Raw genomic sequence first — 24,588 nt, forward strand, 5'->3', positions numbered from 1 at the left:
CCAGCTTCCCGATGCAGAAAAAAGCAGCCTACGGGCTGCTTTTTTGTGCCTGAAATTTGCCTATACGCCGGTATTGACCCATGACCACCCGCCTCGAAGAAATCCAACGCCGTACCGACCTGTCCGTCACTCACGTGACCAAGGCCGTGTTCCCGCCCACCACCAACCACCACAACACCCTGTTCGGCGGCACCGCCCTGGCATGGATGGACGAAGTGTCGTTCATCACCGCCACGCGTTTCTGTCGCTTGCCTTTGGTGACGGTCTCCACCGACCGTATCGACTTCAACCACGCGATCCCGGCCGGCTCTATCGTTGAGCTGATCGGTCGGGTGATCAAGGTCGGCAACACTAGCCTCAAGGTCGAGGTTGAAGTGTTCGTCGAGAGCATGAGCGCTGATGGCCGTGAAAAGGCGATCCAGGGCGTGTTCAGCTTCGTCGCGATTGACGCAGATAAACGCCCTGTCCCGGTACTGCCTGGCTTTGTTGACTGACTACTCGGTGGTGCTGGCCTGCGGTTGAATGACCGCCAGCAAGGTCCAGCCCGCTACAGGCTTCAAATTGCTCTCGGGCGAGACCACATGCACCCAGCCGCTGGTGTCCCGGGCAAACAGCAAGGTAGCCCGCTCGCCGTGCAACGCCTGGTACTGCTCCCAGCCAAAGCCGTCGGTGAGGTTGGTGCTATACAGTTCGGCGCCCTGGCCCAACAGGCTGGCCAGTTTGGTGTAGCTCAAAGGTTGGCTGCCCAGCAAATGGCCACGGTGTTCACGGCTGGCCTTGTGCTTGTCGGTGCGACGGTTTTCCTGGCTGCTGGCCAGGGCGAACAGGCGATGGCCGAAGTCATGGCGAAAACGCATGGTGGCCAAGGCATTCAGTTCGCCAGAAGGCGAGAGCGCGAGCAGATGCCCCAGGCCGACCAGGTCCAGATGGGACTCGGCATGCTGGGAAGCCGGGTTGCCGAAGTACGTAGGCAAGCCTTCCATACGACTGGCGCGGATGTTTTCCCAGCTGGAATCCGTCAGTAACACGCGGCTGCCCAATTGCTGCAACGCTTTACCGAGTGCCCGCGCCGGGCCGTTCGCACCCACGATCAGGAAGCCGCTGGGCGCCGGCTCGGCGACTTTCAGCAGGCGGGCCAAGGGGCGTGCCGTGGCGCTTTGCAGCACCACGGTGCCGATGATTACCGCGAAGGTCAGCGGCACCAGCAACAACGCGCCGTCGTGGCCAGCCTCATCCAGACGGATCGCAAAGATCGCTGACACCGCCGCCGCCACAATGCCCCGTGGGGCGATCCAGGCCAGCAGTGCGCGCTCGCGCCAGCTCAACCCCGAGCCAAAGGTCGAAAACGCCACGTTCAACGGGCGTGCAATGAATTGGATGATCAACAGCAGGATCAACACGAACGGGCCCAGGGCGATCATGGCGTTCAGGTCCAGGCGTGCCGCCAGCAGGATAAACAGCCCGGAAATCAGCAACACACTGAGGTTTTCCTTGAAGTGCAGGATGTGCCGTACATCCACGCCCTTCATATTCGCCATCCACATGCCCATCAGCGTGACCGCCAGCAGGCCGGACTCATGCATCACCTGGTTGGAGGCGATGAAGATGCCCAGCACGCCCGCCAGTGTCGCCAGGTTATGCAGGTATTCCGGTAGCCACTGGCGGCGCATGATCTGCCCCAGTACCCAGCCACCGGCGATGCCGAACAGGCTGCCGCAAAGGATAACGCCGCCGAAGGTCAGCAGGCTGTGGCTCAAGCCGTCGCCTGATGCGCTGGCGATGATGAAGCTATACACCACTACCGCCAGCAGCGCGCCAATCGGGTCGATGACGATGCCTTCCCAACGCAGGATATTGGCGATGGAGGCTTTGGGGCGCACCACACGCAGCATGGGCACGATCACCGTCGGGCCGGTGACCAGTGTCAGGGTGCCGAACAGCAGCGCCAGCATCCAGTCGAAACCCAGCAGCCAGTGGGTGGCCAGGGTGATCACCGCCCAGGTCGAGAGTGCGCCGACGGTGACCAGCCGGTGGACGACGCTGCCGATTTCCTTCCATTCCGACAGGTGCAGGGTCAGGCTGCCCTCAAACAGGATCAGCGCCACTGCCAGCGACACCAATGGCATCAACAGAGGGCCGAACATTTCCTGCGGGTCGAGCCATCCGAGTATCGGCCCTGCCAGAATCCCGCTCAGCAGAAGAAACAGAATCGCTGGCAGTTTCAGGCGCCAGGCCAGCCACTGGCAGCCGAGTGCGGCCACGCCAATGCCGCCAAAAGCCAACAAAATCTGTTGTTCGTTCATTAAAGCTTCCTGTTCCTTGAAATAGCGGGCTATGAAAGACTAATGGCTCTTGTCACAGTTCCTTAAATAATACGCGTATTGCCTTGTGCTAAGTCGCTTGAGTGCCCATGCCTGCCATTGACCATCCCCTGATCGACCGCTTCCTCGACGCCCTCTGGTTGGAAAAAGGCCTGTCGGACAACACACGCCAGGCGTACCGCAGCGACCTGGCGCTGTTCAACGGCTGGCTGCAGGAGAAAAACCTCGAACTGATCAATGCCGGGCGCGAGTTGATCCTCGATCACCTGGCCTGGCGCCTGGAGCAGAACTACAAACCGCGCTCCACTGCGCGATTCCTCTCCGGCGTGCGTGGCTTCTATCGCTACCTGCTGCGGGAAAAACTCATCGCCGTCGACCCGACCCTGCAAATCGACATGCCGCAACTCGGCAGGCCGTTGCCCAAATCCCTGTCGGAAGCCGACGTCGATGCCTTGCTCGCGGCCCCGGACCTGAGCGAAGCCATCGGCCAGCGCGACCGTGCCATGCTGGAGGTGCTGTATGCCTGCGGCCTGCGCGTCACCGAACTGATCAGCCTGACCCTGGAGCAGGTCAACCTGCGCCAGGGCGTGTTGCGCGTGATGGGCAAGGGCAGCAAGGAGCGGCTGGTGCCGATGGGCGAGGAGGCGATTGTGTGGGTCGAGCGCTACATGCGCGATGCGCGCCACGAGCTGCTTGGGGGGCGCCCCAGCGACGTGCTGTTTCCCAGCCAGCGCGGCGAGCAGATGACCCGCCAGACCTTCTGGCACCGCATCAAGCACCAGGCCAAGGTGGCCGGGATCGGCAAAGCGCTGTCACCCCACACCTTGCGCCATGCGTTCGCCACCCATTTGCTCAACCACGGTGCGGATTTGCGCGTGGTGCAAATGCTGCTTGGGCACAGCGACTTATCCACAACCCAGATCTACACCCATGTGGCACGCGCACGTTTGCAGGACATGCACGCCAAGCACCACCCGCGCGGATAAAACCGTCAGAAATGGCCCATTTTAGCTGTCGCGGTCTGCCCTCCCGCCCAACTGTGGTAGGCTTTGCCGGTTCGCAAAGGGGACGGCACCCGTTGTGTTCCAGATCAGTATTCTGCTCCCGTCCCTGCCTCTGCCTTCAGGAGTTCCCATGCGCTTGACCCAGATTATTGCCGCCGCAGCCATTGCGTTGGTTTCCACCTTTGCGGTCGCCGATGATGCGGCCGAGCAAACCATTCGCAAGAGCCTGGCCAACCTGGCGCTCGACACGCCTATCGAAAGCATCAGCGCCAGCCCCATGGCCGGCCTGTATGAAGTCAAGCTCAAGGGCAGCCGTGTGCTGTACGCCAGCGCCGATGGCCAGTACATCGTGCAGGGCTACCTGTTCCAGCTCAAGGACGGCAAGCCGGTCAACCTGACCGAGAAGGCCGAGCGCCTGGGCGTGTCGAAGCTGATCAACGGTATCCCGGTGGCGGAAACCGTGGTGTACCCCGCCATTGGCGAGACCAAGACCCACATCACCGTGTTCACCGACACCACGTGCCCGTACTGCCACAAGCTGCACGCTGAAATCCCGGCACTGAACAAGTTGGGCGTGGAAGTGCGCTACGTCGCCTTCCCGCGCCAGGGCCTGGGTTCGCCGGGTGACGAGCAGTTGCAGGCGGTGTGGTGCTCGGCCGACAAGAAAGCGGCCATGGACAAGATGGTCGACGGCAAGGAAATCAAATCGGCCAAATGCGCCAACCCGGTTTCCAAGCAGTTCGCCCTGGGCCAGTCCATTGGTGTGAACGGTACACCGGCCATCGTTTTGGCCGACGGCCAGGTGATTCCGGGCTACCAGCCGGCGCCGCAAGTTGCCAAACTGGCACTGGGTGCCAAGTAAGCATTTATCGTTGAGCCTTTGACGATCATGGCCCGCCGAACCGTCGGCGAGTCATTAATTGAGAGCCGCAGTTGTGCGGCTGTTTTCACGGCCGACCTAGCGTCGGCCGTTTCATGGGGAGTTCTTCAGTGAAACCGGTCAAAGTAGGCATCTGTGGGTTAGGGACCGTCGGTGGCGGTACCTTCAACGTACTTCAGCGTAACGCTGAAGAAATTTCCCGCCGCGCAGGTCGCGGGATTGAAGTGGCGCAGATTGCCACGCGTTCGCCAAAGCCTCAGTTCGAAACGACCGGTATTGCGATTACCAACGATGTGTTCGCCGTAGCCACCAACCCTGAGATCGATATCGTTATCGAGCTGGTAGGCGGCTACACCGTGGCCCGCGAGCTGGTGCTCAAGGCCATCGAGAACGGCAAGCACGTGGTCACCGCCAACAAGGCGCTGATCGCCGTGCACGGCAACGAGATCTTCGCCAAGGCCCGCGAGAAGGGCGTGATCGTAGCGTTCGAAGCCGCGGTGGCCGGTGGTATCCCGGTGATCAAGGCGATCCGTGAAGGCCTGTCCGCCAACCGCATCAACTGGGTAGCCGGCATCATCAACGGCACCGGTAACTTCATCCTCACCGAAATGCGCGAGAAGGGCCGTACCTTCGAAGACGTGCTGGCCGAAGCCCAGGCCCTGGGTTACGCCGAAGCCGACCCGACCTTCGACGTGGAAGGCATCGACGCCGCCCACAAGCTGACCATCCTGGCCTCCATCGCCTTTGGTATCCCGCTGCAGTTCGACAAGGCCTACACCGAAGGCATCACCAAGCTGACCACCGCCGACGTCAACTACGCCGAAGCCCTGGGCTACCGTATCAAGCACCTGGGCGTGGCGCGCAGCACCCCGGCGGGCATCGAGTTGCGGGTTCACCCGACGCTGATCCCGGCCGACCGCCTGATCGCCAACGTCAATGGTGTGATGAACGCGGTGATGGTCAACGGCGACGCCGCCGGTTCTACCTTGTTCTACGGCGCCGGTGCCGGCATGGAGCCGACCGCGTCGTCGGTGATCGCCGACTTGGTGGACGTGGTTCGCGCCATGACCAGCGACCCGGAAAATCGCGTGCCGCACCTGGCCTTTCAGCCGGACTCGCTGTCGGCCCACCCGATCCTGCCGATCGAAGCCTGCGAAAGTGCCTACTACCTGCGCATCCAGGCCCAGGACCATCCAGGCGTGTTGGCCCAGGTAGCCAGCATCCTGTCGGAGCGCGGTATCAACATCGAGTCGATCATGCAGAAGGAAGTCGAGGAGCAAAACGGCCAGGTGCCTATGATCCTGCTGACCCACCGCGTGCTCGAACAGCACATCAACGATGCCATCCATGCCCTCGAAGCCCTGCAAGGCGTGGTCGGCCCGGTGGTGCGCATTCGCGTCGAGCACTTGAACTAACCGATTTGTTCCAGGGGCCCCGTCCATTCGGCGGCCCCTGTTCGAGAATGTTTTAGAGGAGCCAGTCATGCGTTACATCAGCACCCGCGGCCAGGCACCGGCCCTGAATTTCGAAGACGTTCTGCTGGCAGGCCTTGCCACCGACGGCGGCCTGTATGTGCCGGAAAACCTGCCACGCTTCACCCAGGAAGAAATCGCCTCCTGGGCCGGCCTGCCGTACCACGAGCTGGCTTTCCGAGTGATGCGCCCGTTCGTGACCGGCAGCATTCCGGATGCGGACTTCAAGAAGATTCTGGAAGAAACCTATGGCGTGTTTTCCCACAACGCCATCGCGCCCCTGCGCCAACTGAACGGCAATGAGTGGGTGCTGGAGCTGTTCCACGGCCCGACCCTGGCGTTCAAGGACTTCGCCCTGCAACTGCTCGGTCGCTTGCTCGACTACGTGCTGGAAAAACGTGGCGAGCGCGTGGTGATCATCGGCGCCACCTCCGGCGATACCGGCTCGGCGGCCATCGAAGGGTGCAAGCACTGCGAAAACGTCGACATCTTCATCCTGCACCCGCACAAGCGCGTGTCGGAAGTGCAACGTCGGCAGATGACCACCATCTTTGGTGAGAACATTCATAACATCGCCATCGAAGGCAACTTCGATGACTGCCAGGAAATGGTCAAGAACAGCTTCGCTGACCAGAGCTTCCTCAAGGGTACGCGTCTGGTGGCGGTCAACTCGATCAACTGGGCGCGGATCATGGCCCAGATCGTCTACTACTTCCACGCTTCGCTGCAGTTGGGCGGCCCGGCGCGTTCGGTGTCGTTCTCGGTGCCGACCGGCAACTTCGGCGACATTTTTGCCGGTTACCTGGCGCGCAACATGGGCCTGCCGATCAACCAGTTGATCGTCGCCACCAACCGCAACGACATCCTGCATCGCTTCATGAGCGGCAACCAGTATGTGAAGGAAACCCTGCACGCCACGCTGTCGCCGTCCATGGACATCATGGTGTCGTCGAACTTCGAGCGCCTGCTGTTCGACATGCACGGTCGTAACGGCGCAGCCCTGGCCGAGTTGATGAACAGCTTCAAGCAAGGTGGCGGTTTCAGCATCGAGCAAGAGCGCTGGACCGAAACCCGCAAGCTGTTCGATTCCCTGGCCGTGGACGATGCGCAGACCTGCGAAACCATCGCGCAGGTCTATGCCGAGACCGGCGAAGTGCTCGACCCGCACACGGCTATCGGCGTGAAAGCCGCCCGCGAATGCCGCCGCAGCCTGGATATTCCAATGGTGATCCTCGGTACCGCGCACCCGGTCAAGTTCCCGGAAGCGGTCGAGAAAGCCGGCATTGGCAAGGCGCTGGAACTGCCGGAACATTTGACCGACCTGTTCGAGCGCGAAGAGCGCTGCACGGTGTTGGCCAACGACCTGAAGGCGGTGCAGGCGTTCGTCAGCCAGCATGGCAATCGGGGCAAGCCGCTCTAATCAAGAATGGGGTAGCGGGTTTGTGTGGGAGCTGGCTTGCCTGCGATGCAGGCGCCTCGGTACGACTGAATACCGAGGCGTCTGCATCGCGGGCAAGCCCGGCTCCCACATTCAGCTAACTCACCCGCTGACCATGAGGCGGATATCAGGCTGCTACAGGTATGCATTCAGCTTTTTTGCAGTCGGCCAAGCCCGTCCTCGTGACGGGCTTTTTCATTCTGGCGAGCCATACTTGCCCAGTCGCCCAATCAAGGAAACCCAACCGGTGCAGGTTTTGATCCAATGGACGTTGAAGCTGGTGTGCCTGTTGTGGCTCATCCAGGTGCCCATGAGCCTGGCCGCCGTCAGCCTGCCGTTCAAACTGGTGCCGGCGTTTATCCCGCTTGAACCTATGCCGCTGGCGCCGACGGAGCAGCAGTGGTTGGCGGCGCATCGGACACTCAAAGTGGGCATCTCGATAGATGACTACCAGCCGATCGATATCACCCGCGACCGCAATCGCTACCAGGGCATCAGCGCCGATTATTTGAGCCTGGTTGGCGCGCGGCTGGGTGTGCCCATGCAAGTGCTGGGCTTTTCCGAGCGCGCCCAGGCGGTTGAAGCCCTGCGCAACGGCACCATCGACATTCTCACCAGTGCCAATGGTTACGAGCGTGACGTACCCGGCCTGCAATTCACCCCGGACTACATGCCCGACCGCTCGGTGGTGGTGCTGCGTCGCGACGATACCCAAGGCGACGATCTGGCCGGCAAGAAGCTGGTGTTGCTCGACGGCTACGCCAACGTGCAGAAGGTGCACGCGGCGTATCCCGACAGCCACATCATGCTCGCCCCCAACCTCTACAGCGGCCTCGAAGCCTTGAAGCAAGGTGACGTCGATGCGTTTATCGGCAACGAAGTGATTGTGCGCGCCTATAAATCGCTGCGGCCTTACCTGGGGTTGCAGATCAAGGAGCAGAGCCGGCTGGCGCCCATCGGTTTTGCCTTCGCCACCCGCCAGGCAGATCCGTTGCTGGGGACCATGATGAATCGCGCGCTGGCGAGCCTCGACGAGTCGGTGCAGCGCGAAATTCTCGCGCGCTGGACCACCGGGCTCGGCGTCGGTATCAGTGGTGAGCGCATTGCGTTGTCGGCGTCGGAACAGGCCTGGGTGCGCGAGCATCCCCATGTCGTGGTGGTGGCCCAGCAGATGTCTCCGTACATATTCAAGGATAAGGATGGCCACTGGGTTGGCTTGAATGTGGATTTGTTGCATCGCATCACGCGCATGACCGGTTTGCAATTTATCTTTGAAGAGGTGCACTCCACCGCGCAAACCCTGGAATGGCTGGAAACAGGCAGGGCGCAGATGAACACGACCCTGGCCGTTAACCGCGAGCGCAGCACAGTGCTCAACTTCAGCCATGGGTATGGCGGGTCCGGCTGGGTGTTTGTCGAGCGTGCCGATGCCGCGCCGCTCACCGGCTTGAAGCAGTTGGACGGCAAGGTGCTGGCGCTGCCGGCACGTCATGTATTGGAAAATGATATTCGCCATGCGCATCCGAACATCACGTTGCGCCTGGTGGACAATTACAACCAGGCCCGTGAGCTGGTACGACGGGGCGAGGCGGCCGCTACCATTCAAACTGAAGTGGAAGTGCAGAGTTACCCGGAAGATGGCCTGCGTATCGGACGCAGTGTCGATGGCAAGTGGTCGTCCAACTGCCTGTCGGTGCGCAAGGACCAGCCTGAGCTGCTGAGCATTCTGAACAAGGCCCTGGAGGCGCTGCCGGTGGCTGAGTTGAGTGCCTTGCGCTTGCGTTGGATCGGTGCCGTGGCGATTCCTCTGCCGGCCTGGCAACGGGTACCGGCATGGGCCTATTGGACGGTGGCCACGGCGCTGCTGTTTGTGTTGGTGTCGCTGGTGTGGAACAGCCGGCTCAAGCGCCAGATTCACCAACGGCTGGAGGCCGAGCAACGGCTCAATGACCAGTTGGCGTTCAAGCGCGCACTGCTCGACGGCATGCCCAACCCGCTGTTCGTCCGCGACCTGGACGGGCGCCTGGTGACCTGCAATAAAAGTTATGAACAGCAATTGGCGACCCGGCTGGAGCTGATCCAGGGCCTGACGCTGATGGAGAGCAAGGTCGTGCCCGACGCCACAGCGGCGCGGCTGCACGAAGGCCACATGGAGCAATTGGCCACGCAGCAGCCGTTGTTTGTCGACCGGCAATTGGAGCTCAACGGCGGCAGTTATCACGTCTACCAGTGGACCGTGCCTTTTTTTGATGCCCAGGGCCGTCTGCAGGGATTGTTGGGCGGTTGGATCGATATCAACGAACGCAAAGACCTGGAGCGCCAGTTGATGGACGCTCGCCAGGCCGCCGACGAAGCGAACTACGCCAAAAGTGCATTTCTCTCGGCCTTGAGCCACGAGATTCGCACCCCCATGACTGCCATCATTGGCTTGCTCGAACTGGAGCAAGAGCGTTGTCTGGCAAGCGGCCAGCCGGTTTCCGAGGCGCTGCAGGTGGCCCATCGTTCGGCGCGCGAGCTGATTGCGCTGATGGGCGACAGCCTGGACTTGGCCAAGATCGAAGCCGGCCACCTGCAACTGGCGCCACAGACCACTGAGTTGAAGCGCTTTTTCGAGGGTATCCAGAGCCTGTTCGAAGCCACGGCGCAAAAGAAGGGCCTGCATCTGACCCTGGCGTTTGATCCGGCTGCTCAGGGTTATTACTGGTTCGACCCGCTGCGGTTACGCCAGGTGATGCACAACCTGTTGGGCAATGCGCTCAAATTTACCGAGCGGGGCGGGGTTCACCTCAGCGTGACCTGCCAACGGGATGAGACCGATAGCGAATACCTGCACCTGTGCGTCAAGGACAGCGGCCCAGGCATCAGCGCCGAGCAACAGCCGCGGGTGTTCAAACCGTTTACCCAAGTGAGCGCCCTGACCGCTGCGCAACACGGCGGCACCGGTCTGGGCCTGAGTATCTGCAAGCAACTGGTGGAATTGATGGGCGGGAGCATTCACCTCGACAGCGTGGTGGGTGAGGGGACGGTGGTGTGCATTGACCTGCGCCTGGACCGGGTCAGCACCGATGATGTGCCGGCAACGCCCACCGCGACGTTGTCACCGACGGGGCGTAGCCTGTCGGTACTGGTGGTGGATGATTTGGCGGCCAACCGCCTGGTGCTGGCGCAGCAGTTGCAGTTCCTCGGTCACCAGGTTGTCGCTCTGGAGTCGGCCGAGGCCGCGTTGCAACGTTGGCGTGAGCAGCGTTTTGACGTGCTGGTCACCGATTGCCAGATGCCCGGCATGTCCGGTTATGCCTTGAGTGCGGCGATACGGCGCCTCGAAGCCGAGGAGCAACGGCCTCGTAGCGCGCTGGTGGGTTGCACCGCGAACGCCATGAAAGATGAACAACGCCGCTGCGAGGACGCCGGTATGGATGAGCTGCTGGTCAAGCCGGTGACCCTGGAACACTGGACCCAAGTGCTGGCCCGCGTGGCGCCCCAGCGTTCGTTCGATATCCAGGCCCTGCGCACCATGAGCCAGGCCGATGGCCCGGTGCTGCAAAGCATGTTGCAGGAACTGGCCAAGAGCCTGGACCACGAACACGAGGTATTGGCGGGAGCCCTGGCCGAGCGCGACGTGGCACGCTTGAATGCATCGCTGCACCGGCTCAAGGGCATTTGCTCGCTGGTGGACGCACTGCCACTGGCCAAGGCCTGTGTCGCCCTTGAGCAATGCGCCCGAGAGCAGCGCGGCGCCGAGCTTGAAGAACCCTGGTTGCGCTTGTCCGAGGTGCTCAAGGCGTTTCGTCGCGACCTGCAACCCTATCTGGATGCCTGACACCTTAATGCCGATCAGCTAAGCGAACGCAATGCTCAAGGCAACGACGATCAAATGTGGGAGCTGGCTTGCCTGCGATAGCGGTAGTGCAGTAACAGATGTAGCGACTGACACACCGCCTTCGCAGGCAAGCCAGCTCCCACAGGAGATCTGCGCTTGACCGACAAGACTTGCCCCTCCCACATTTAAGCAAGCTTTTAGGACACGTCCTATGGGGTACACCACAGCATGTGGCTACTGTGCAGGACTTTCCCTGTACCGACATCTTTACCCATGCGATCCCTGAACGTCCTGATCCTCGAAGACAACCCGTTTCAACTGATGGCTCTGCACCAGATGCTCAATGCCAACGGCGTGTTCAATGTACGGGCCGCGGAAACGGTCGAAACCGCCCGCCAGTCTCTGGACAGCAAAGGCCCGGTGGATATCGCCATCTGCGATTTGTACCTGGAGCAGGGCGATGGCCTGGAATTGATCCGCGAGTTGGCGGAACGCCGCCTGGCCCAAGTATTGATCCTGCTCAGCAACGCCGAGCCCGACGTGCTGGAAGGTGTGGCGAACATGGCCTGCCAATTGGGGCTCAAGGTCTTGGCGTGTTTGCCCAAGCCGGCTTCGGCCAAGTTGATCGGGCAACTCCTGAGCGATTGCCAGGTTCATTTTCGCCCGGGGCCACCGGTGCTGTCCTGGGAGCGCGTGCGCCAACTGTTGGGCTTGAGCGAGCGGGAACAACTGCCGCCCTCGGCGGATGTCAGCCAGGCGACTATCGCTGCCTGTGGCCGGGTCTGGTACCAGCCCATCGTCAGTCAGGCCGGTGTGTTGCAAGGGGTGGAGGCGCTGGCGCGTTGGCAGTTGCCGGACGGTGAGCTGTTGCTGCCTGACGAGTTCCTGCCGGTACTGGAGTTTGCCGGCATGGAAGAGGCGTTTACCTGGCACGTGCTGGAGCAGGCGCTTGGCCTGGCGAACCAGGTGATGGGCGAAAGCGGCCAGGTGCTGCCAGTGGCCGTGAACATCCCCGGGCGCATGCTGGAGCGCGAGCACTTTCCCCAGGTGCTGCAAGGTCTGCTGCAGTTGCACGGTGTACCCGCCCATAGCCTGACGCTGGAGCTGGTGGAAACCTCGACCTTGAAAACCGACAGCGCCCATGTCACCGGCTTGCTGCGCTTGCGCATGTTGGGTTGCCAGTTGTCCATCGGCGACTTCGGCATGGGCGGCACCAGCCTGCAGCATTTGCTGGAACTGCCTTTTACCGAGCTGAAAATTCCCCCGGCGTTTGCCTGTGGGATGGCCAATGATGACCGCAAGGCCGCTGTGGTAGCGGGCGCCATGAGCATGGCGGCGCGCCTGGACGTTGCCGTGGTGGTCACCGGCGTGGAAACCGCCGCCGACTATCACGCTGTGGGCGAACTGGGCGCGGCGTGGCTGCAAGGCTGCTTTATCGCCCGGCCGATGGACGCCGCGGCGCTCAAGCAATGGATCGCGTTCCAGGCTAGGCCAGCCCGTGTTCCTGCACGTAAATAAACAGGGCGGCATCGTTGGCCAGCCCCAGCTTGCGCATGGCGCTGACTTTTTGCGCGCTGACGGTCTGCTTGCTGCGATGCAGGTGCGCGGCGATCTCGCCCACCGTCATGCCACTGGCCAACAGGCGAATCACCTCCAGTTCCCGGGGTGACAGGTGCTCCTGGGAGTGCAGGCGATCAGCGCCGACTTCCCCGGCCAGGCTCAGCGCCTGGCGGATGGTCTGGGCCACATAGGTGCGTTGTTGGCGCACCTGGCGGATCGCCTGGGGCAGCTCATCGGCCAGGCTGGCCTTGCTCAGCAGGCCCATCACACCCAATGCCAGGATGGAATGAAACAACCCGGCATTGTTGAGCATGGTCACCACCACAATGGGCAGGTGCGGATAGTGCCGGCGCAGTTGCTCGATCAAGCGCAGCCCGTCGGCCTGGGGCTCGACGGGCATCATGAAGTCGGTCACCACCACATCGCAGGCACAGTGTTGCAACAACGCACTGAGGGCCTGGGGGGAATTGGCCTCGCCGACGATGCTGATGTGCGGGTCACGTTCGAGCACGGCGCGCAGGCCAATCAGGAAAATCGGGTGATCGTCGGCAATCACGATACGCAAGGGCGGTTCAGACGCAGCTCTCAAGGCAGGCTCCCGGGACAATCCAGGGATTCTAGCCTGTGCGCCGTTGTTTTTTCTCTGTCATCTTTTCCGTGCATGCTCGTTTTCCTCAAGCAGTGGATTACACAAAAGGTAGAACTTTCTGCTTTGAGCACGGGTCACTTGAATGTCAGCCTCTTCGTGACATTTTTGTTTTTCGAACCTTTTTCGAATGATTGAGTGGTGATCGAGATGGAAAGTATCAACCTATTGCTCAGCCAAGCACTGAGCCCTTATCAGGTTACGCTGACCTCTGCCGGTATGCGCGACGACTGCCTGGTAACCGTGAAGAACCCCGGTGGCGCCATCGTGGTTGAACGTGAAGTCGATCGTGCGCAATTGAGCGACAAGCGCGCGCTGGTGGATGTGGTGGATTGCCTGCTCCGCGACCTGAAAATCGCCGAAGGGCGCCTGGAACCTTCAGTCATCGCTGCCTTGCGCAACGCCTCCCAAACCCGTGGCGGCGCACTGGCATGAAACATTATTTTTCTTCGGAACCTTCCTACAAGGTGGTCAGTCAGAGTTTGTAACAGCAAGAGCAGGCATTGTGCTCCGGTGTTTGTCGCTTGCTGTGCGGGTCTTTTTGTAGACCACGTTTAACCCCGAGTTGTCTCCCCACTGCTCGGGGTTTCTTTTTGCCTGGGATTTGTCAGATCGCGCCATCCTCGCGCAGGCGAGTGATAGCCGCCGCGTCGTAGCCCAGGGCATTGAGCACCTGGCTGTTGTGTTCACCCAGTTGCGGGCCGACCCATTCGCAACTGCCCGGTGTGTCCGAGAGCTTGGGCACGATGCCGGGCATCTTGAAATCCTTGCCGCCCGGCAACTGCGCCTTGAGGAACATTTCCCGGGCCAGGAATTGCGGGTCGCCCAGCATGTCTTCGGCGCTGTAGATGCGGCTGGCGGGCACCTCGGCTTTATTCAGATGCTCAATCACCTGGTCGAGCGACAGCGAATTGACCCAGCGATCAATCACGCCGTACAGCTCGTCGCGGCGACTATCACGCCCGTCATTGCTGACCAGTGCAGGGTCGTTCGCCAAATCGTCACGGCCGATCACGCGCATGAAGCGCTTGAAGATTGCATCGCCATTGGCGCCGATCTGCACATGCTTGCCGTCTGCGGTGGTGTGGATCGAGGACGGGGTGATGCCGGGCATGATGTTGCCGGTGCGCTCACGGATAAAACCGAACACATCGAACTCGGGGATCATGCTTTCCATCATGGCGAAGATGGCTTCATACAGCGCCACATCCACCACCTGGCCCAGGCCGCCGTTGACTTCGCGGTGACGCAGCGCCATCAGCGCGCCGATCACTGCCCACAACGCGGCAATCGAATCGCCGATGGAAATCCCGGTGCGCACCGGCGGGCGGTCCTCGAAGCCGGTGATATAGCGCAAGCCGCCCATGGACTCACCCACTGCGCCAAACCCCGGCTGGTCTTTCATCGGCCCCGTCTGGCCGAAGCCCGAGAGGCGCACCATCACCAACTTGGGGTTGAGTGCGTGCAGGGTTTCCCAGCTCAGGCCGAGTTTTTCCAGCACGCCTGGGCGGAAGTTTTCGATCAGGATGTCGGCGTCGGCCAACAGTTGCTTGAGGATCGCCAGCCCCTCAGGGTGCTTGAGGTTGAGGGTCAGCGACTGCTTGTTGCGCGCCTGCACAAACCACCACAGCGAAGTGCCTTCATACAGCTTGCGCCATTTGCGCAGCGGGTCGCCGCCGTCCGGGGATTCGACCTTGATCACCTCGGCGCCGAATTCGGCGCAGATGCGCGAGGCAAACGGGCCGGCGATCAAGGTGCCCAGTTCGATGACTTTCAGGCCGGCAAGTGGTTTGGCAGTGAGCGACATGGGGATCCTTACAAGCGCGGGACGATGATGTACTGCTTTTTAACATAGGCGAGCCGCGCGGATGCAGCGCAGTATTCGTTCAATGCCCTCGCCATCGGTTAGACTGGCCGCCTTTCCTTGTCTTTAGAAGCCCGTTCATGGCCCAGCCGTCCACGACCTACAAATTCGAACTCAACCTCACCGACCTCGACCGCTCGGTGTACGAGAGCGTCAAACAGACCATCGCCCGCCACCCTTCGGAAACCGAAGAGCGCATGACTGTGCGCCTGCTGGCCTACGCCCTTTGGTACAACGAGCAATTGGCGTTCGGGCGTGGCCTGTCGGATGTAGACGAACCGGCCCTGTGGGAAAAAAGCCTGGATGATCGTGTTTTGCATTGGATCGAAGTCGGCCAGCCGGATGCCGACCGCCTCACCTGGTGCTCGCGCCGCACCGAGCGCACCAGCCTGCTGGCCTATGGCAGCCTGCGCGTGTGGGAAGGCAAGGTGGTGCCGGTGGCCAACAACCTGAAAAACGTGCATATCGCTGCCGTGCCCCAGGAAGTGCTGGAGACCCTGGCCAAGGACATGCCGCGGGTGATCAAGTGGGACGTGATGATCAGCGAAGGCACGATCTTTGTGACCGATGACCGTGGCCAGCATGAAGTGCAACTGCAATGGCTGGTCGGCGAACGCGGTTGAAAAGGTGGGAGCTGGCTTGCCTGCGATGGCATCCACTCGGCGTGCCTGATGTACCGAGTCGTATGCATCGCAGGCAAGCCAGCGCCCACATTTGATCTTGTTGCGTTCACTATCTGTGTTTAACCGATGTATTAGAAGAGAAGCTCCCGTCACCCCATGCGTATCGATCCCCGCCCATTGCCCGCCGTCCTGCCTTTTCTCGGTGAACTGCCACCGCTGTTGACCCGCCTTTACGCCGCACGCGGGGTGCAGTCGGAGGCCGAGCTGGACAAGAGCCTGGCGCGGTTGATTCCCTATCAGCAGCTCAAGGGCATCGACGCCGCTGTGGACTTGCTGGTGACGGCCTTGGAGCAGCGTCAGCGCATCCTGATCGTCGGTGACTTCGACGCCGATGGCGCCACAGCGAGCACCGTAGGCACCCTGGGCCTGCGTTTGCTCGGGGCGGCCCATGTCGACTACCTGGTGCCCAACCGCTTCGAATACGGCTACGGCCTGACCCCGGAAATCGTCGCGGTGGCGCTGCAGCGAGAGCCGCAGTTGCTGATCACCGTGGACAACGGTATCTCCAGCGTCGAAGGCGTGGCGGCGGCGAAAGCGGCAGGGTTGCAAGTGCTGGTCACCGACCATCACTTGCCCGGCGATGAACTGCCGGCCGCCGACGCCATCGTCAATCCGAACCAGCCGGGCTGCGGGTTTCCCAGCAAGGCCCTGGCCGGTGTCGGCGTGATCTTTTACGTGCTGATGGCCCTGCGCGCGCGCTTGCGCAGCCTGGGTTGGTATGACAGCAAGCCCCAGCCGAACATCGGTGAACTGCTCGACCTCGTGGCTCTGGGCAGCGTCGCTGACGTGGTGCCGCTGGACGCCAACAACCGCATCCTCGTGCATCAGGGGCTGGAGCGTATTCGGGCCGGTCGGGCGCGGCCGGGGATCAAGGCGATCCTGGAAGTGGCCAAGCGTGATCATGCGCGTATCACCTCCACCGACCTGGGTTTTATCCTCGGCCCGCGCCTGAATGCTGCCGGACGCCTGGATGATATGAGCCTGGGCATTGAATGCCTGCTTACCACAGACTTCGCCGCCGCACGAGAAATGGCCGCGCAACTGGACGGCATGAACCAGGACCGTAAGTCCATCGAGCAAGGCATGCAGCGCGAGGCCCTGGCCCAGCTCAAGGACCTGCCGGTGGAGTCGATGCCGTACGGCTTGTGCCTGTTTGATCCGGAGTGGCACCAAGGGGTGATCGGGATCCTCGCGTCACGTATGAAGGAGCGTTATTTCCGCCCGACCATCGCCTTCGCCGATGCCGGTGATGGCCTGCTCAAGGGCTCTGGACGCTCGGTGCAAGGCTTTCATATCCGCGATGCACTGGCGGTCGTCGCCAGCCAGCACCCCAACCTGATCACCAAGTACGGCGGCCACGCCATGGCGGCGGGGCTGACCTTGCCCGAGGCCAACTTCCCGTTGTTTGCGCAAGCCTTCGATGCCGAAGTGCGCCGGCAACTGCGCGAAGAAGACCTCACCGGTCGCCTGCTTTCAGACGGCACCCTGGCGGTGGAAGAGTTTCACCTGGAACTGGCCCGCGCCCTGCGCCATGCCGGCCCGTGGGGGCAGCACTTTCCCGAGCCGTTGTTTCACGGGGTATTCCAGTTGGTGGAGCAGCGGGTGGTGGGTGAGCGGCATTTGAAAGTGGTGCTCAAGAGCGAATGCGGGTCGGTGAAGCTCGATGGCATCGCCTTTGGTGTGGACCGCGAAGTGTGGCCAAACCCGACGGTGCGTTGGGTGGAATTGGCCTACAAGCTGGATGTGAATGAGTTTCGTGGCAATGAAACCGTGCAACTGATGATTGCGCACATCGAACCGCGCTAGTTTTCATCAACACCACGTACCACTGTGGGAGCGGGCTTGCCCGCGATGACGGAGTGTCAGTCAACGCTACTGTGACTGAGCCACCGCTATCGCGGGCAAGCCCGTTCCCACATTGGGTCTTAGGTTAAGCTGGGGTTATTCAGCTTTGGCCTGATGCTTGACGATAATATCCACCAACCGCTTGGCCAGCGCCGGGTAGTTCTCATCGAAGTGATGCCCGCCCGGCAGCTTCATGGCTTCGCCCACGGCGGTCTTGTCAGTGCAGCCACTCTCGTCGACTTCTTCGGCGCCGTAGATGCACACGACTTTCTCTGGTGGCAGCTTGGCCATTTCCGGGCCGGTGGCGGCTTCTTTGCCGGCGTTGCCCAGCCAGCCTTCCACTTCGATTTCAAAGCTGCCGGTGCGGGCGAAGGCCAGCAGGATGATCGCGTCCACCCGTTGCTGTTCGTTCTCTGGCATACGGTTGTAGATCGCCGGCAATACGTCGGCGCCGAACGAGTAACCGGTCAGCACGAAGCGCTTGGTGCCCCACTTTTGCCGGTAGTGTTGCATCAGCTCGGTGAGGTCCTTGGCACTTTGCTCCGGCGTCTTGTGCTGCCAGTAGTAGCGCAGGGTGTCGATGCCCACCACCGGGTAGCCGATCTTTGCCATCTCGCCCGCCACGTCGCGGTCCAGGTCGCGCCAGCCGCCGTCACCGGAGAGGAACAGGGTCACGGTGTCCTTGGCTTGGCCGGCAGGCACTTCCACCACCGGAATCGCCAGGCCGCCGTTGTCCGAACCGACCAGTTGCTTGCGCAGTTCGTTATTCAGCACCTGTGGGTAATGAATGTCGTAGTCGCTGATGCTGGTGGTGGCGCGCGGTGTGTCGCGTACGAAACTGGCGCTTTCATCGTCGGGGTTATCGTTCCACGCCACCAGCCAGCTGCCATGGGCGGCGGTTTTCGGCAGCGGGTCGTTGCAGCCTTCCTGTTTCAGGGCGAAGCCCACGGAGATGGCGTTGGCCTTGTCGTCGTTCTGGGTGGCCAGCCAGCGCCAGGCGAGTGCGGCGCCAGGGCCAATGCCGCTGACCAAGGTTGCCGGGCCTTTCAGCTGGGCCAGGGCGCCTTGCAGGGCTTTTTCCTGCAGTGCGCAGTCATCTTTTGGCAGCACCACCTGAACCAGTTGCGCTGAACCGCCCTGGCTCAGGGCAATCAGTTGGCTGTCGGTCAGGGTTTCGTCGGCCATCACCGCCACGGCCACGCGGGCTTTTGCGTTGCTGGCCGGGGTTACGCGGGTCATTACCGAACCGTCGGCCTGGGGCAAGTGCTCCAGGGTCGGTTGCGGAGCAGGGCGGTTCCAGTACCAGAAGCCACCCGCCGCGATCAGCGCAAGCAGCACCACTAAAGCCAATACATACCGCCAGGAGCGTCGAATCATCAGCGTTTCACCAATCCAGTCAAGCCGCCCGCGATCAGGGCGGCGGTATCGGCCAATGCCACCAGCGGATCCAGTCCTGCGGGCACGGCCATGTAACGGGGTTCCCAGTCGGGCTGGAACTTGTCTTTGAAGCGGCGCAAACCTTGGAAGTTATACAGTTGCTCGCCACGGCGGAACACCATCGAGCCCAGGCGCTGGGTCAGCGGTGCGCCACGGCGCGGTTGCAAGCCCGACAACGGCACCATGCCGAGGCTGAAGCGCGCGTAGTCGTGGCTCTTATAATGTTGAATCAGGCCCACCATCATGAACTCCATGGTCAACTTGGGCGCGTCCGGGTGGGCACGCATCAGGTCGAGGCTGGCCAGATCATGATTGTAGGTTTCGAGCAAATTGGCGAAGGCCACCGGGCGCCCTTCGAAGCGAATGATCGCGATACGAAAGTGCTTGAGGTAGTCATCGCTGAAACGGCCCAGGGAGAAGCCCTTTTCCCGCACATTCTTACCTGTAAGCCAGGCATCGGAGATGACTTTTAATTCATCCATCGGCGCCTTGCCCGGTTCGCAGATTTCCAGGGACAGGCCGTCCCGGGTGCCACGGTTCCAGGTGTAGCGCAAATCCTTCATTTCTTTGCCCTTGGCTTCCAGGTCAAAGCGCTTCAGGTCGACGCGGGCTTCTTCACCCAGTTTGATCGCGGTGAGGCCGATGTCCATGTAATACGGCAGGTTCTCGGCGCGTACCTGGTAAAACACCGGACGGGCGTGGTGGATGTCGCACAGGTCGCGGAACTGCCAGATCATCTCGGCGCGCGGTTGGGTCGGGCCGATCGGGTCGTACAAAGCCACCAGGCTACGCCCGCGACGGGCATACATCAGGAAGGCTTCATCGTTGGGATGAAACAGCAGCGCCTTGTCGCCGGTGAGCGCCAGGCCGCCGTCAGGTTGGGACGAGGCCATCAGGATCTTGCTCGCGCGCTCCAGTTCTTCCGGGGTCGGCAGGTGGATGACCGGGCGTGCCGTGCGCAGCAGCCAGGTCAGCGACACGATCACCAGCAACACGGCGGCGCCGAGCAGCGAACGCAAACCACGCGGGGCGTTGGCGTCGAGGGTGAACTGCCACCAGAGTTGGTGACTGTAGGGCACGTCCTGATAGGCAAACAGCAGCAGCCAGATCGAGGCGCCGAGCACACAGACACTGGCCACCAGGTACAGCGGCGAAAACGGCAACTCGGTCAGGCGACTGGCGCGGTAGAACGAGCGCCGGAAGATGGCCAGCAGCACTGCGGTCATGGTCATCAGGCTGGCTTCTTCCCAGTCGAAGCCTTTAAGCAGCGAGAGCAGGGCGCCAACCAGCAGCAACACCATAGTCAGCATCCAGGCGGCCGACAACCGCCGGCGCAGGCCCTGGGCGAGCAACAGGCACAACACACCGATCAGGCTGGCCCCGAAGTGCGACGCGTCAATCAGACGATGGGGAATCAGGAAGCCGATGTTTTCCAGGCGTGAGTCGATCTCTGGCGTGGCGCCGGAAAACAGCAGGACCACGCCGGACAAAAAAACCAGGACGGCCAATACTGGCGCTGCCAGCCCCGACGCTACACGCAGGCTTTGCTGGGTCTGGAACAGGCGCTGGGCCTCGTTGACCAGCAGGAATACACAAGCGATCAACAGTGGCAGCACCACGTAGATCATGCGGTACAGCAGCAAGGCAGCAGCCAGGGGCGCGGCACCGAGTTTGTCGGCAAAGGCCGCCAGCAGGATCGCTTCGAATACGCCCACGCCGCCCGGCACATGGCTGAGCACACCGGCGGCCAGGGCCAGCAGGTACACCAACAGGAACGGGCCGAAGGGCGGCGCTTCGGGCAACAGCAGATACAGCACGGTAGCGGCTGCGGCGACGTCCAGTGCGGTGATGATCAGTTGCAGGAAAGTCAGGCGTCGGCCAGGCAGGCGCAGGGTGCGGCGCCCGGCCTTGACCAGCAGGTTGTCGGGGTAGGGCTGTTCCGGCAGGCGGCGGCGATAGATGCCGATGCACAGCAGGGCCGACAACAGCAGCACGGCGCCGGCAATGCCGCCGAGCAGGCTTTGCGATAAATGCAGGTAAGTGGAGGCGGCTGGCAAGTTGCTCAACGTGGCCAGCGCGGCCAGCGGCGGCAGCGCACAGCCCAGGGCCAGGCTGGCGAACACGGTCATGTGCGCCACTTCCGAGGCGCCGATGCCATGGCGTGCATATAAACGGTAACGCACCGAACCGCCCGAGAGCATCGACAAACCAATGGCGTTGCCGATAGCAAAGGCGGTGAAGCCACCCAGGGCCAGGGTCTTGGCGGGCAATTGCACGCCGGCATAACGCGCGCCGGAGAATTCATAGCCGAGCAGGATCACAAAACCGGCGACTGCCGCCGCAAAGGCCCCCAATAGGGCAGGCTTGGGCACTTCCAAGATCGAATCGTGCAGGGCGTAGAGGTCCAGCTCCAGCAGCAGGTGCCGGCAGGCGATCAGGGCGATTGCAAACAGCAGGAGCGTCACGGCCAGGCCGATGGGCTGGCGGTACTTGCTCAACAGGTCCAGCCACCGCAAACGGGTGGGAGTGATCGGTTGTTCTGCTGTGACGGTGTCTTGTGGTTCAGACGAGTTGGCGCGCATCAATCACCTCGTGGATTGTGCGCGACAGGATGGAGGTATCCAGCCAAGTTACCAATCCCTATGGACAAAATAATTACAAATATTAACGCGGATCACCGGGCGCGGCGACTGCGGCCATTGGTCGTAGAGGGGTAGCGCTTGAGCATTGAGCATAGCGTGCAATGAGATGGACTCTGCAAACCGTCTACGGTTTCATGAAAGATGCCATGCCATTGTTTCAGAAGAACTTTTTCGCCAGATACAAAAAAGGCCACTCTTTCGAGTAGCCTTTTTTGATGTTTGGTTGCGGGAGCCGGATTTGAACCGACGACCTTCGGGTTATGAGCCCGACGAGCTACCAGACTGCTCCATCCCGCGTCTGTGGGCGGCATTCTACAGCCCAATGGCGGGGTGTCAACCGTTAATGAGCCGATCACTGAAATAAGCGCTAATTATTCTGAAATCAAGGTGTTGGGCGCATTCTGCAAGGGAAAACAAGCGCGCACAAAAAAGGCCACTCTTTCGAGTAGCCTTTTTTGATGTTTGGTTGCGGGAGCCGGATTTGAACCGACGACCTTCGGGTTATGAGCCCGACGAGCTACCAGACTGCTCCATCCCGCGTCTGTGTGTCGGCATTCTACAGAGGAACGCGAGTGTGTCAACCTGTGAATCGAAGAAAAGCGCTTTTGCTTCAATCGGTTAGCGCTTGATGAGGGGCTTCTTGAGGGCTTGAAGCCAGGCAGGGCAAGGCTTTCAGCTCTATTGGGATGCTCGATTCGATTGAGAAAATATATTCATCTACGAAATTTCCTACCGCTCAGACAGAAGATTCAAACTACTGGTGCTATATACAGGGGTGAGTGCGATACTGGCCACCCGTTGGTTAACACCCCGTTTATATGACGCAGCGCAAAATCATCCACGTCGACTGTGATTGCTTCTACGCCGCCATCGAGATGCGCGACGACCCGAGCCTGGCGCAAAAGCCCTTGGCTGTCGGTGGCTCGGCAGATCGGCGCGGCGTGATCGCCACCTGCAATTATGAGGCGCGGGCGTATGGGGTGCGTTCGGCGATGTCGTCACGTCACGCCCTGAAGCTGTGCCCGGACTTGACCATCGTCAAGCCGCGCATGGATGCCTATAAAGAAGCATCGAAAGAAATCCAGCTTATCTTCCGCGACTACACCGACTTGATTGAGCCGTTGTCGCTGGATGAGGCTTACCTTGATGTGTCTGACAGCCCGCATTTTGGCGGCAGCGCCACGCGTATTGCCCAGGACATTCGGCGCCGGGTCTCCAACCAGTTGCATATCACTGTGTCTGCCGGCGTGGCGCCCAACAAGTTTTTGGCCAAGATCGCCAGCGACTGGAAAAAGCCCAACGGCCTGTTTGTGATCACGCCGGATCAGGTTGAAGACTTTGTCTCGCAGTTGCGTGTCAGCAAGCTGCATGGCGTGGGCAAGGTCACCGCTGACAAGCTGGCGCGCCTGGGCATCGAAGACTGCCTGCAATTGCGCGACTGGAACAAACTGGCGCTGGTGCGCGAATTCGGCAGTTTTGGCGAGCGCCTCTGGAGCCTGGCCCGTGGGATTGATGATCGTGTAGTGCAAAACGACAGCCGGCGGCAATCCATCAGTGTAGAAAATACCTTCGACGTGGACTTGCCCGATCTTTCAAGTTGCCTGGCGAAACTGCCGGAGTTGATGGAGACCCTGGCCGGGCGCATGGCGCGTATCGACAGTAGCTACCGGGCGGGCAAGCCGTTCGTGAAAGTGAAGTTTCATGACTTTACCCAGACGACGCTGGAGCAGGCGGGGGCAGGGCGGGATCTGGAGAGTTATGAACAGTTGATGACCCAGGCGTTCAATCGCGGGGGCAAGCCGGTGCGGTTGTTGGGGATAGGCGTACGGTTGCTGGACCTGAGCGGCGGCAACGAACAGCTCGAGTTTTCCTGGTAAAAACCCGAAACAAATGTGGGAGCTGGCTTGCCTGCGATAGCAGTGTGTCAGTCACGAATGCTTTAACTGATACACCGCTATCGCAGGCAAGCCAGCACCCACAGTTTGATCTTCACAGGTATTGAGCGATCAGCGTGCGCCGGGATCCGCCACCAAACGCCCCCCGTCCTTGGTCAACGCCTGCACAAACTCCTGCTGCAACTCCGGATCATTGCGCGTCAGTTCGATCAGGCTTTGTTCCAGCTCGCTGGCTTCTTCTTCCAGGCCCAGCTCCGACAGGCGTTTGACCCGGTGTACCCACTGGTTCACTTCGTCATCTTCCAGGTCGTCATAGATCAGGGCATGGGCTTCGAGCAGCTTGCTGCGCAGCGTGTTGCTGACCGCCAGGGTCGAGTCGGTATGCACGTCGTCCTGGCCATCCGCCACAGTGATTTTCAGCGTGGTGACGCGGTTCAGGTCCTGCTCGGCAAAGGGGCTGTCCAACAGGTTAAGGCGCAGGATGCCGTTACGGTCGGTGGTCAGCTCATGGGTCTGCTTGCCGGCAGTGACTTGCACCGGGCGCTCGCTCCAGGGCAGGCTCGAATACTCCAGGCGCTTGTCACGCTGGACTTCATCGATAGCCGCCAGGTTCTGTTGTGCACGGCCGTGGGATTGCACGTTCATGAACGGGTTGATGCCGTCCACGCCGTAGCTCAACCAGTCATGGGTCACACTCGTGGGCAGGTTGCCGAGGGCGAAGATATTCGCCACGTTGGCACCCACGCCCGCCACCAGCGCCACGGCACCCAAGGGCATCTCGTAGAGTTTGCGCCAGGGCTGGTAGGGCGTGTAGCGGTCATAACGACGGGTGACTTCGAATTCGGTGACCTCGAAGGTCTTCTGCTCATGAATGCGAACCCGGCGTTGCGGCAGTTCCAGCACTGTGGGTTCGCCTACATCGATCTGCAGGCTGTGGTCGAGCAACTTACGCTCGACCCGCTCCTCGTGCTCACTGCGTTGCGACATCTGATTGGCGCAGCCGCTGACCAGCAGGGCGCCGCACAAGGCGGCGCCCCCCAGGGCTCTGGTGTTTCGCTTGAACATGACTTCTCTTGATCTG

17 protein-coding genes and 2 tRNA genes are annotated in these 24,588 nt (G+C 61.2%); 11 read left to right on the forward strand and 8 right to left on the reverse strand.

The window, feature by feature from the left end; translation table 11 throughout:
* Window positions 1-80: 80 nt before the first annotated feature.
* A complete protein-coding gene (locus FXO12_RS24550) occupies window positions 81-494 on the forward strand; it encodes an acyl-CoA thioesterase (protein WP_003193963.1) in 414 nt (137 codons plus the stop codon).
* On the opposite strand, the gene FXO12_RS24555 is transcribed toward FXO12_RS24550, so the two are convergent.
* Window positions 495-2,303 carry a sodium:proton antiporter gene (locus FXO12_RS24555; RefSeq protein ID WP_057975076.1) on the reverse strand — a complete coding sequence of 603 codons (1,809 nt, stop codon included), beginning with the start codon at window positions 2,301-2,303 and terminating at the stop codon, window positions 495-497.
* A gap of 107 nt (window positions 2,304-2,410) precedes the next feature.
* Here FXO12_RS24555 and xerD point away from each other — a divergent pair, with 107 nt between their 5' ends.
* The 6 genes from xerD (at window position 2,411) to FXO12_RS24585 (ending at window position 12,453) form a co-directional block, all read left to right on the forward strand.
* Window positions 2,411-3,307, forward strand: a complete 897-nt coding sequence (gene xerD, locus FXO12_RS24560; protein WP_020301360.1) for a site-specific tyrosine recombinase XerD — start codon at window positions 2,411-2,413, stop codon at window positions 3,305-3,307.
* Window positions 3,308-3,455: 148 nt separating this feature from the next.
* On the forward strand, window positions 3,456-4,187 hold the full coding sequence (locus tag FXO12_RS24565; RefSeq protein ID WP_005791088.1) for a thioredoxin fold domain-containing protein: 732 nt from the start codon (window positions 3,456-3,458) through the stop codon (window positions 4,185-4,187).
* A 128-nt stretch (window positions 4,188-4,315) separates the two neighbouring features.
* On the forward strand, window positions 4,316-5,620 hold the full coding sequence (locus tag FXO12_RS24570; RefSeq protein ID WP_003193959.1) for a homoserine dehydrogenase: 1,305 nt from the start codon (window positions 4,316-4,318) through the stop codon (window positions 5,618-5,620).
* 67 nt (window positions 5,621-5,687) lie between these two features.
* Window positions 5,688-7,097, forward strand: a complete 1,410-nt coding sequence (gene thrC, locus FXO12_RS24575; RefSeq protein ID WP_057975077.1) for a threonine synthase — start codon at window positions 5,688-5,690, stop codon at window positions 7,095-7,097.
* A 265-nt stretch (window positions 7,098-7,362) separates the two neighbouring features.
* On the forward strand, window positions 7,363-10,935 hold the full coding sequence (locus FXO12_RS24580; protein WP_057975078.1) for a transporter substrate-binding domain-containing protein: 3,573 nt from the start codon (window positions 7,363-7,365) through the stop codon (window positions 10,933-10,935).
* A gap of 273 nt (window positions 10,936-11,208) precedes the next feature.
* The gene (locus FXO12_RS24585; RefSeq protein ID WP_054918325.1) at window positions 11,209-12,453 is read left to right on the forward strand and encodes an EAL domain-containing protein; all 1,245 of its coding nucleotides are present in this window, start codon (window positions 11,209-11,211) and stop codon (window positions 12,451-12,453) included.
* Here the strand turns inward: FXO12_RS24585 and FXO12_RS24590 are convergent.
* Window positions 12,422-13,084, reverse strand: a complete 663-nt coding sequence (locus FXO12_RS24590) for a response regulator transcription factor (protein WP_034128635.1) — start codon at window positions 13,082-13,084, stop codon at window positions 12,422-12,424. The two genes, FXO12_RS24585 and FXO12_RS24590, sit on opposite strands and share 32 nt — an antisense overlap.
* 207 nt (window positions 13,085-13,291) lie before the next feature.
* Here FXO12_RS24590 and FXO12_RS24595 point away from each other — a divergent pair, with 207 nt between their 5' ends.
* Complete coding sequence (locus FXO12_RS24595) at window positions 13,292-13,576, forward strand: DUF3509 domain-containing protein (RefSeq protein ID WP_020301357.1); 285 nt, start codon at window positions 13,292-13,294, stop codon at window positions 13,574-13,576.
* A gap of 172 nt (window positions 13,577-13,748) precedes the next feature.
* Here the strand turns inward: FXO12_RS24595 and FXO12_RS24600 are convergent, their stop codons facing one another.
* Window positions 13,749-14,948: a CaiB/BaiF CoA-transferase family protein gene (locus FXO12_RS24600; protein WP_057975079.1), complete on the reverse strand. Its 1,200-nt coding sequence runs from the start codon at window positions 14,946-14,948 to the stop codon at window positions 13,749-13,751.
* Window positions 14,949-15,085: 137 nt separating this feature from the next.
* On the opposite strand from FXO12_RS24600, the gene FXO12_RS24605 reads away from it, so the two are divergent.
* Both FXO12_RS24605 and recJ read left to right on the forward strand, forming a co-directional pair.
* On the forward strand, window positions 15,086-15,628 hold the full coding sequence (locus FXO12_RS24605; RefSeq protein WP_003193952.1) for a YaeQ family protein: 543 nt from the start codon (window positions 15,086-15,088) through the stop codon (window positions 15,626-15,628).
* Window positions 15,629-15,784: 156 nt separating this feature from the next.
* Window positions 15,785-17,494 carry a single-stranded-DNA-specific exonuclease RecJ gene (gene recJ / locus FXO12_RS24610; RefSeq protein ID WP_054897673.1) on the forward strand — a complete coding sequence of 570 codons (1,710 nt, stop codon included), beginning with the start codon at window positions 15,785-15,787 and terminating at the stop codon, window positions 17,492-17,494.
* Window positions 17,495-17,629: 135 nt separating this feature from the next.
* On the opposite strand, the gene FXO12_RS24615 is transcribed toward recJ, so the two are convergent.
* The 4 genes from FXO12_RS24615 to FXO12_RS24630 all read right to left on the reverse strand — a co-directional run bounded on the left by FXO12_RS24615 (window position 17,630) and on the right by FXO12_RS24630 (window position 22,152).
* The gene (locus tag FXO12_RS24615) at window positions 17,630-18,910 is read right to left on the reverse strand and encodes a virulence factor family protein (protein WP_034128631.1); all 1,281 of its coding nucleotides are present in this window, start codon (window positions 18,908-18,910) and stop codon (window positions 17,630-17,632) included.
* Window positions 18,910-21,552 (reverse strand): bifunctional lysylphosphatidylglycerol flippase/synthetase MprF, encoded by a 2,643-nt coding sequence (mprF, locus tag FXO12_RS24620; RefSeq protein ID WP_014719775.1) that lies wholly within the window; start codon window positions 21,550-21,552, stop codon window positions 18,910-18,912. The genes FXO12_RS24615 and mprF overlap by 1 nt, the downstream gene beginning before the upstream one ends.
* Window positions 21,553-21,832: 280 nt before the next feature.
* Window positions 21,833-21,909, reverse strand: a tRNA-Met gene (locus FXO12_RS24625).
* 166 nt (window positions 21,910-22,075) lie between these two features.
* Window positions 22,076-22,152: transfer RNA gene (locus tag FXO12_RS24630), tRNA-Met, on the reverse strand.
* Window positions 22,153-22,430: 278 nt separating this feature from the next.
* Here FXO12_RS24630 and dinB point away from each other — a divergent pair.
* Window positions 22,431-23,489 carry a DNA polymerase IV gene (dinB, locus tag FXO12_RS24635; RefSeq protein ID WP_003193948.1) on the forward strand — a complete coding sequence of 353 codons (1,059 nt, stop codon included), beginning with the start codon at window positions 22,431-22,433 and terminating at the stop codon, window positions 23,487-23,489.
* Between the two features lie 129 nt (window positions 23,490-23,618).
* Here dinB and FXO12_RS24640 read toward each other — a convergent pair whose 3' ends face one another.
* Entirely contained in the window at window positions 23,619-24,572 is a 954-nt protein-coding gene (locus tag FXO12_RS24640) for a hypothetical protein (RefSeq protein ID WP_057975080.1), read from the reverse strand.
* Window positions 24,573-24,588 lie beyond the last annotated feature (16 nt).

It is taken from the genome of Pseudomonas sp. J380 (assembly GCF_009827115.1).
Classification (GTDB): domain Bacteria; phylum Pseudomonadota; class Gammaproteobacteria; order Pseudomonadales; family Pseudomonadaceae; genus Aquipseudomonas; species Aquipseudomonas paracarnis.

Coding starts and splice junctions, on each gene's coding strand:
- FXO12_RS24550 (WP_003193963.1), top strand. CDS start 81: ATGACCACCCGCCTCGAAGAAATCCAACGCCGTACCGACCTGTCCGTC.
- FXO12_RS24555 (WP_057975076.1), bottom strand. CDS start 2,303: ATGAACGAACAACAGATTTTGTTGGCTTTTGGCGGCATTGGCGTGGCC.
- xerD (WP_020301360.1), top strand. CDS start 2,411: ATGCCTGCCATTGACCATCCCCTGATCGACCGCTTCCTCGACGCCCTC.
- FXO12_RS24565 (WP_005791088.1), top strand. CDS start 3,456: ATGCGCTTGACCCAGATTATTGCCGCCGCAGCCATTGCGTTGGTTTCC.
- thrC (WP_057975077.1), top strand. CDS start 5,688: ATGCGTTACATCAGCACCCGCGGCCAGGCACCGGCCCTGAATTTCGAA.
- FXO12_RS24585 (WP_054918325.1), top strand. CDS start 11,209: ATGCGATCCCTGAACGTCCTGATCCTCGAAGACAACCCGTTTCAACTG.
- FXO12_RS24595 (WP_020301357.1), top strand. CDS start 13,292: ATGGAAAGTATCAACCTATTGCTCAGCCAAGCACTGAGCCCTTATCAG.
- FXO12_RS24600 (WP_057975079.1), bottom strand. CDS start 14,948: ATGTCGCTCACTGCCAAACCACTTGCCGGCCTGAAAGTCATCGAACTG.
- FXO12_RS24605 (WP_003193952.1), top strand. CDS start 15,086: ATGGCCCAGCCGTCCACGACCTACAAATTCGAACTCAACCTCACCGAC.
- recJ (WP_054897673.1), top strand. CDS start 15,785: ATGCGTATCGATCCCCGCCCATTGCCCGCCGTCCTGCCTTTTCTCGGT.
- FXO12_RS24615 (WP_034128631.1), bottom strand. CDS start 18,910: ATGATTCGACGCTCCTGGCGGTATGTATTGGCTTTAGTGGTGCTGCTT.
- mprF (WP_014719775.1), bottom strand. CDS start 21,552: ATGCGCGCCAACTCGTCTGAACCACAAGACACCGTCACAGCAGAACAA.
- dinB (WP_003193948.1), top strand. CDS start 22,431: ATGACGCAGCGCAAAATCATCCACGTCGACTGTGATTGCTTCTACGCC.
- FXO12_RS24640 (WP_057975080.1), bottom strand. CDS start 24,572: ATGTTCAAGCGAAACACCAGAGCCCTGGGGGGCGCCGCCTTGTGCGGC.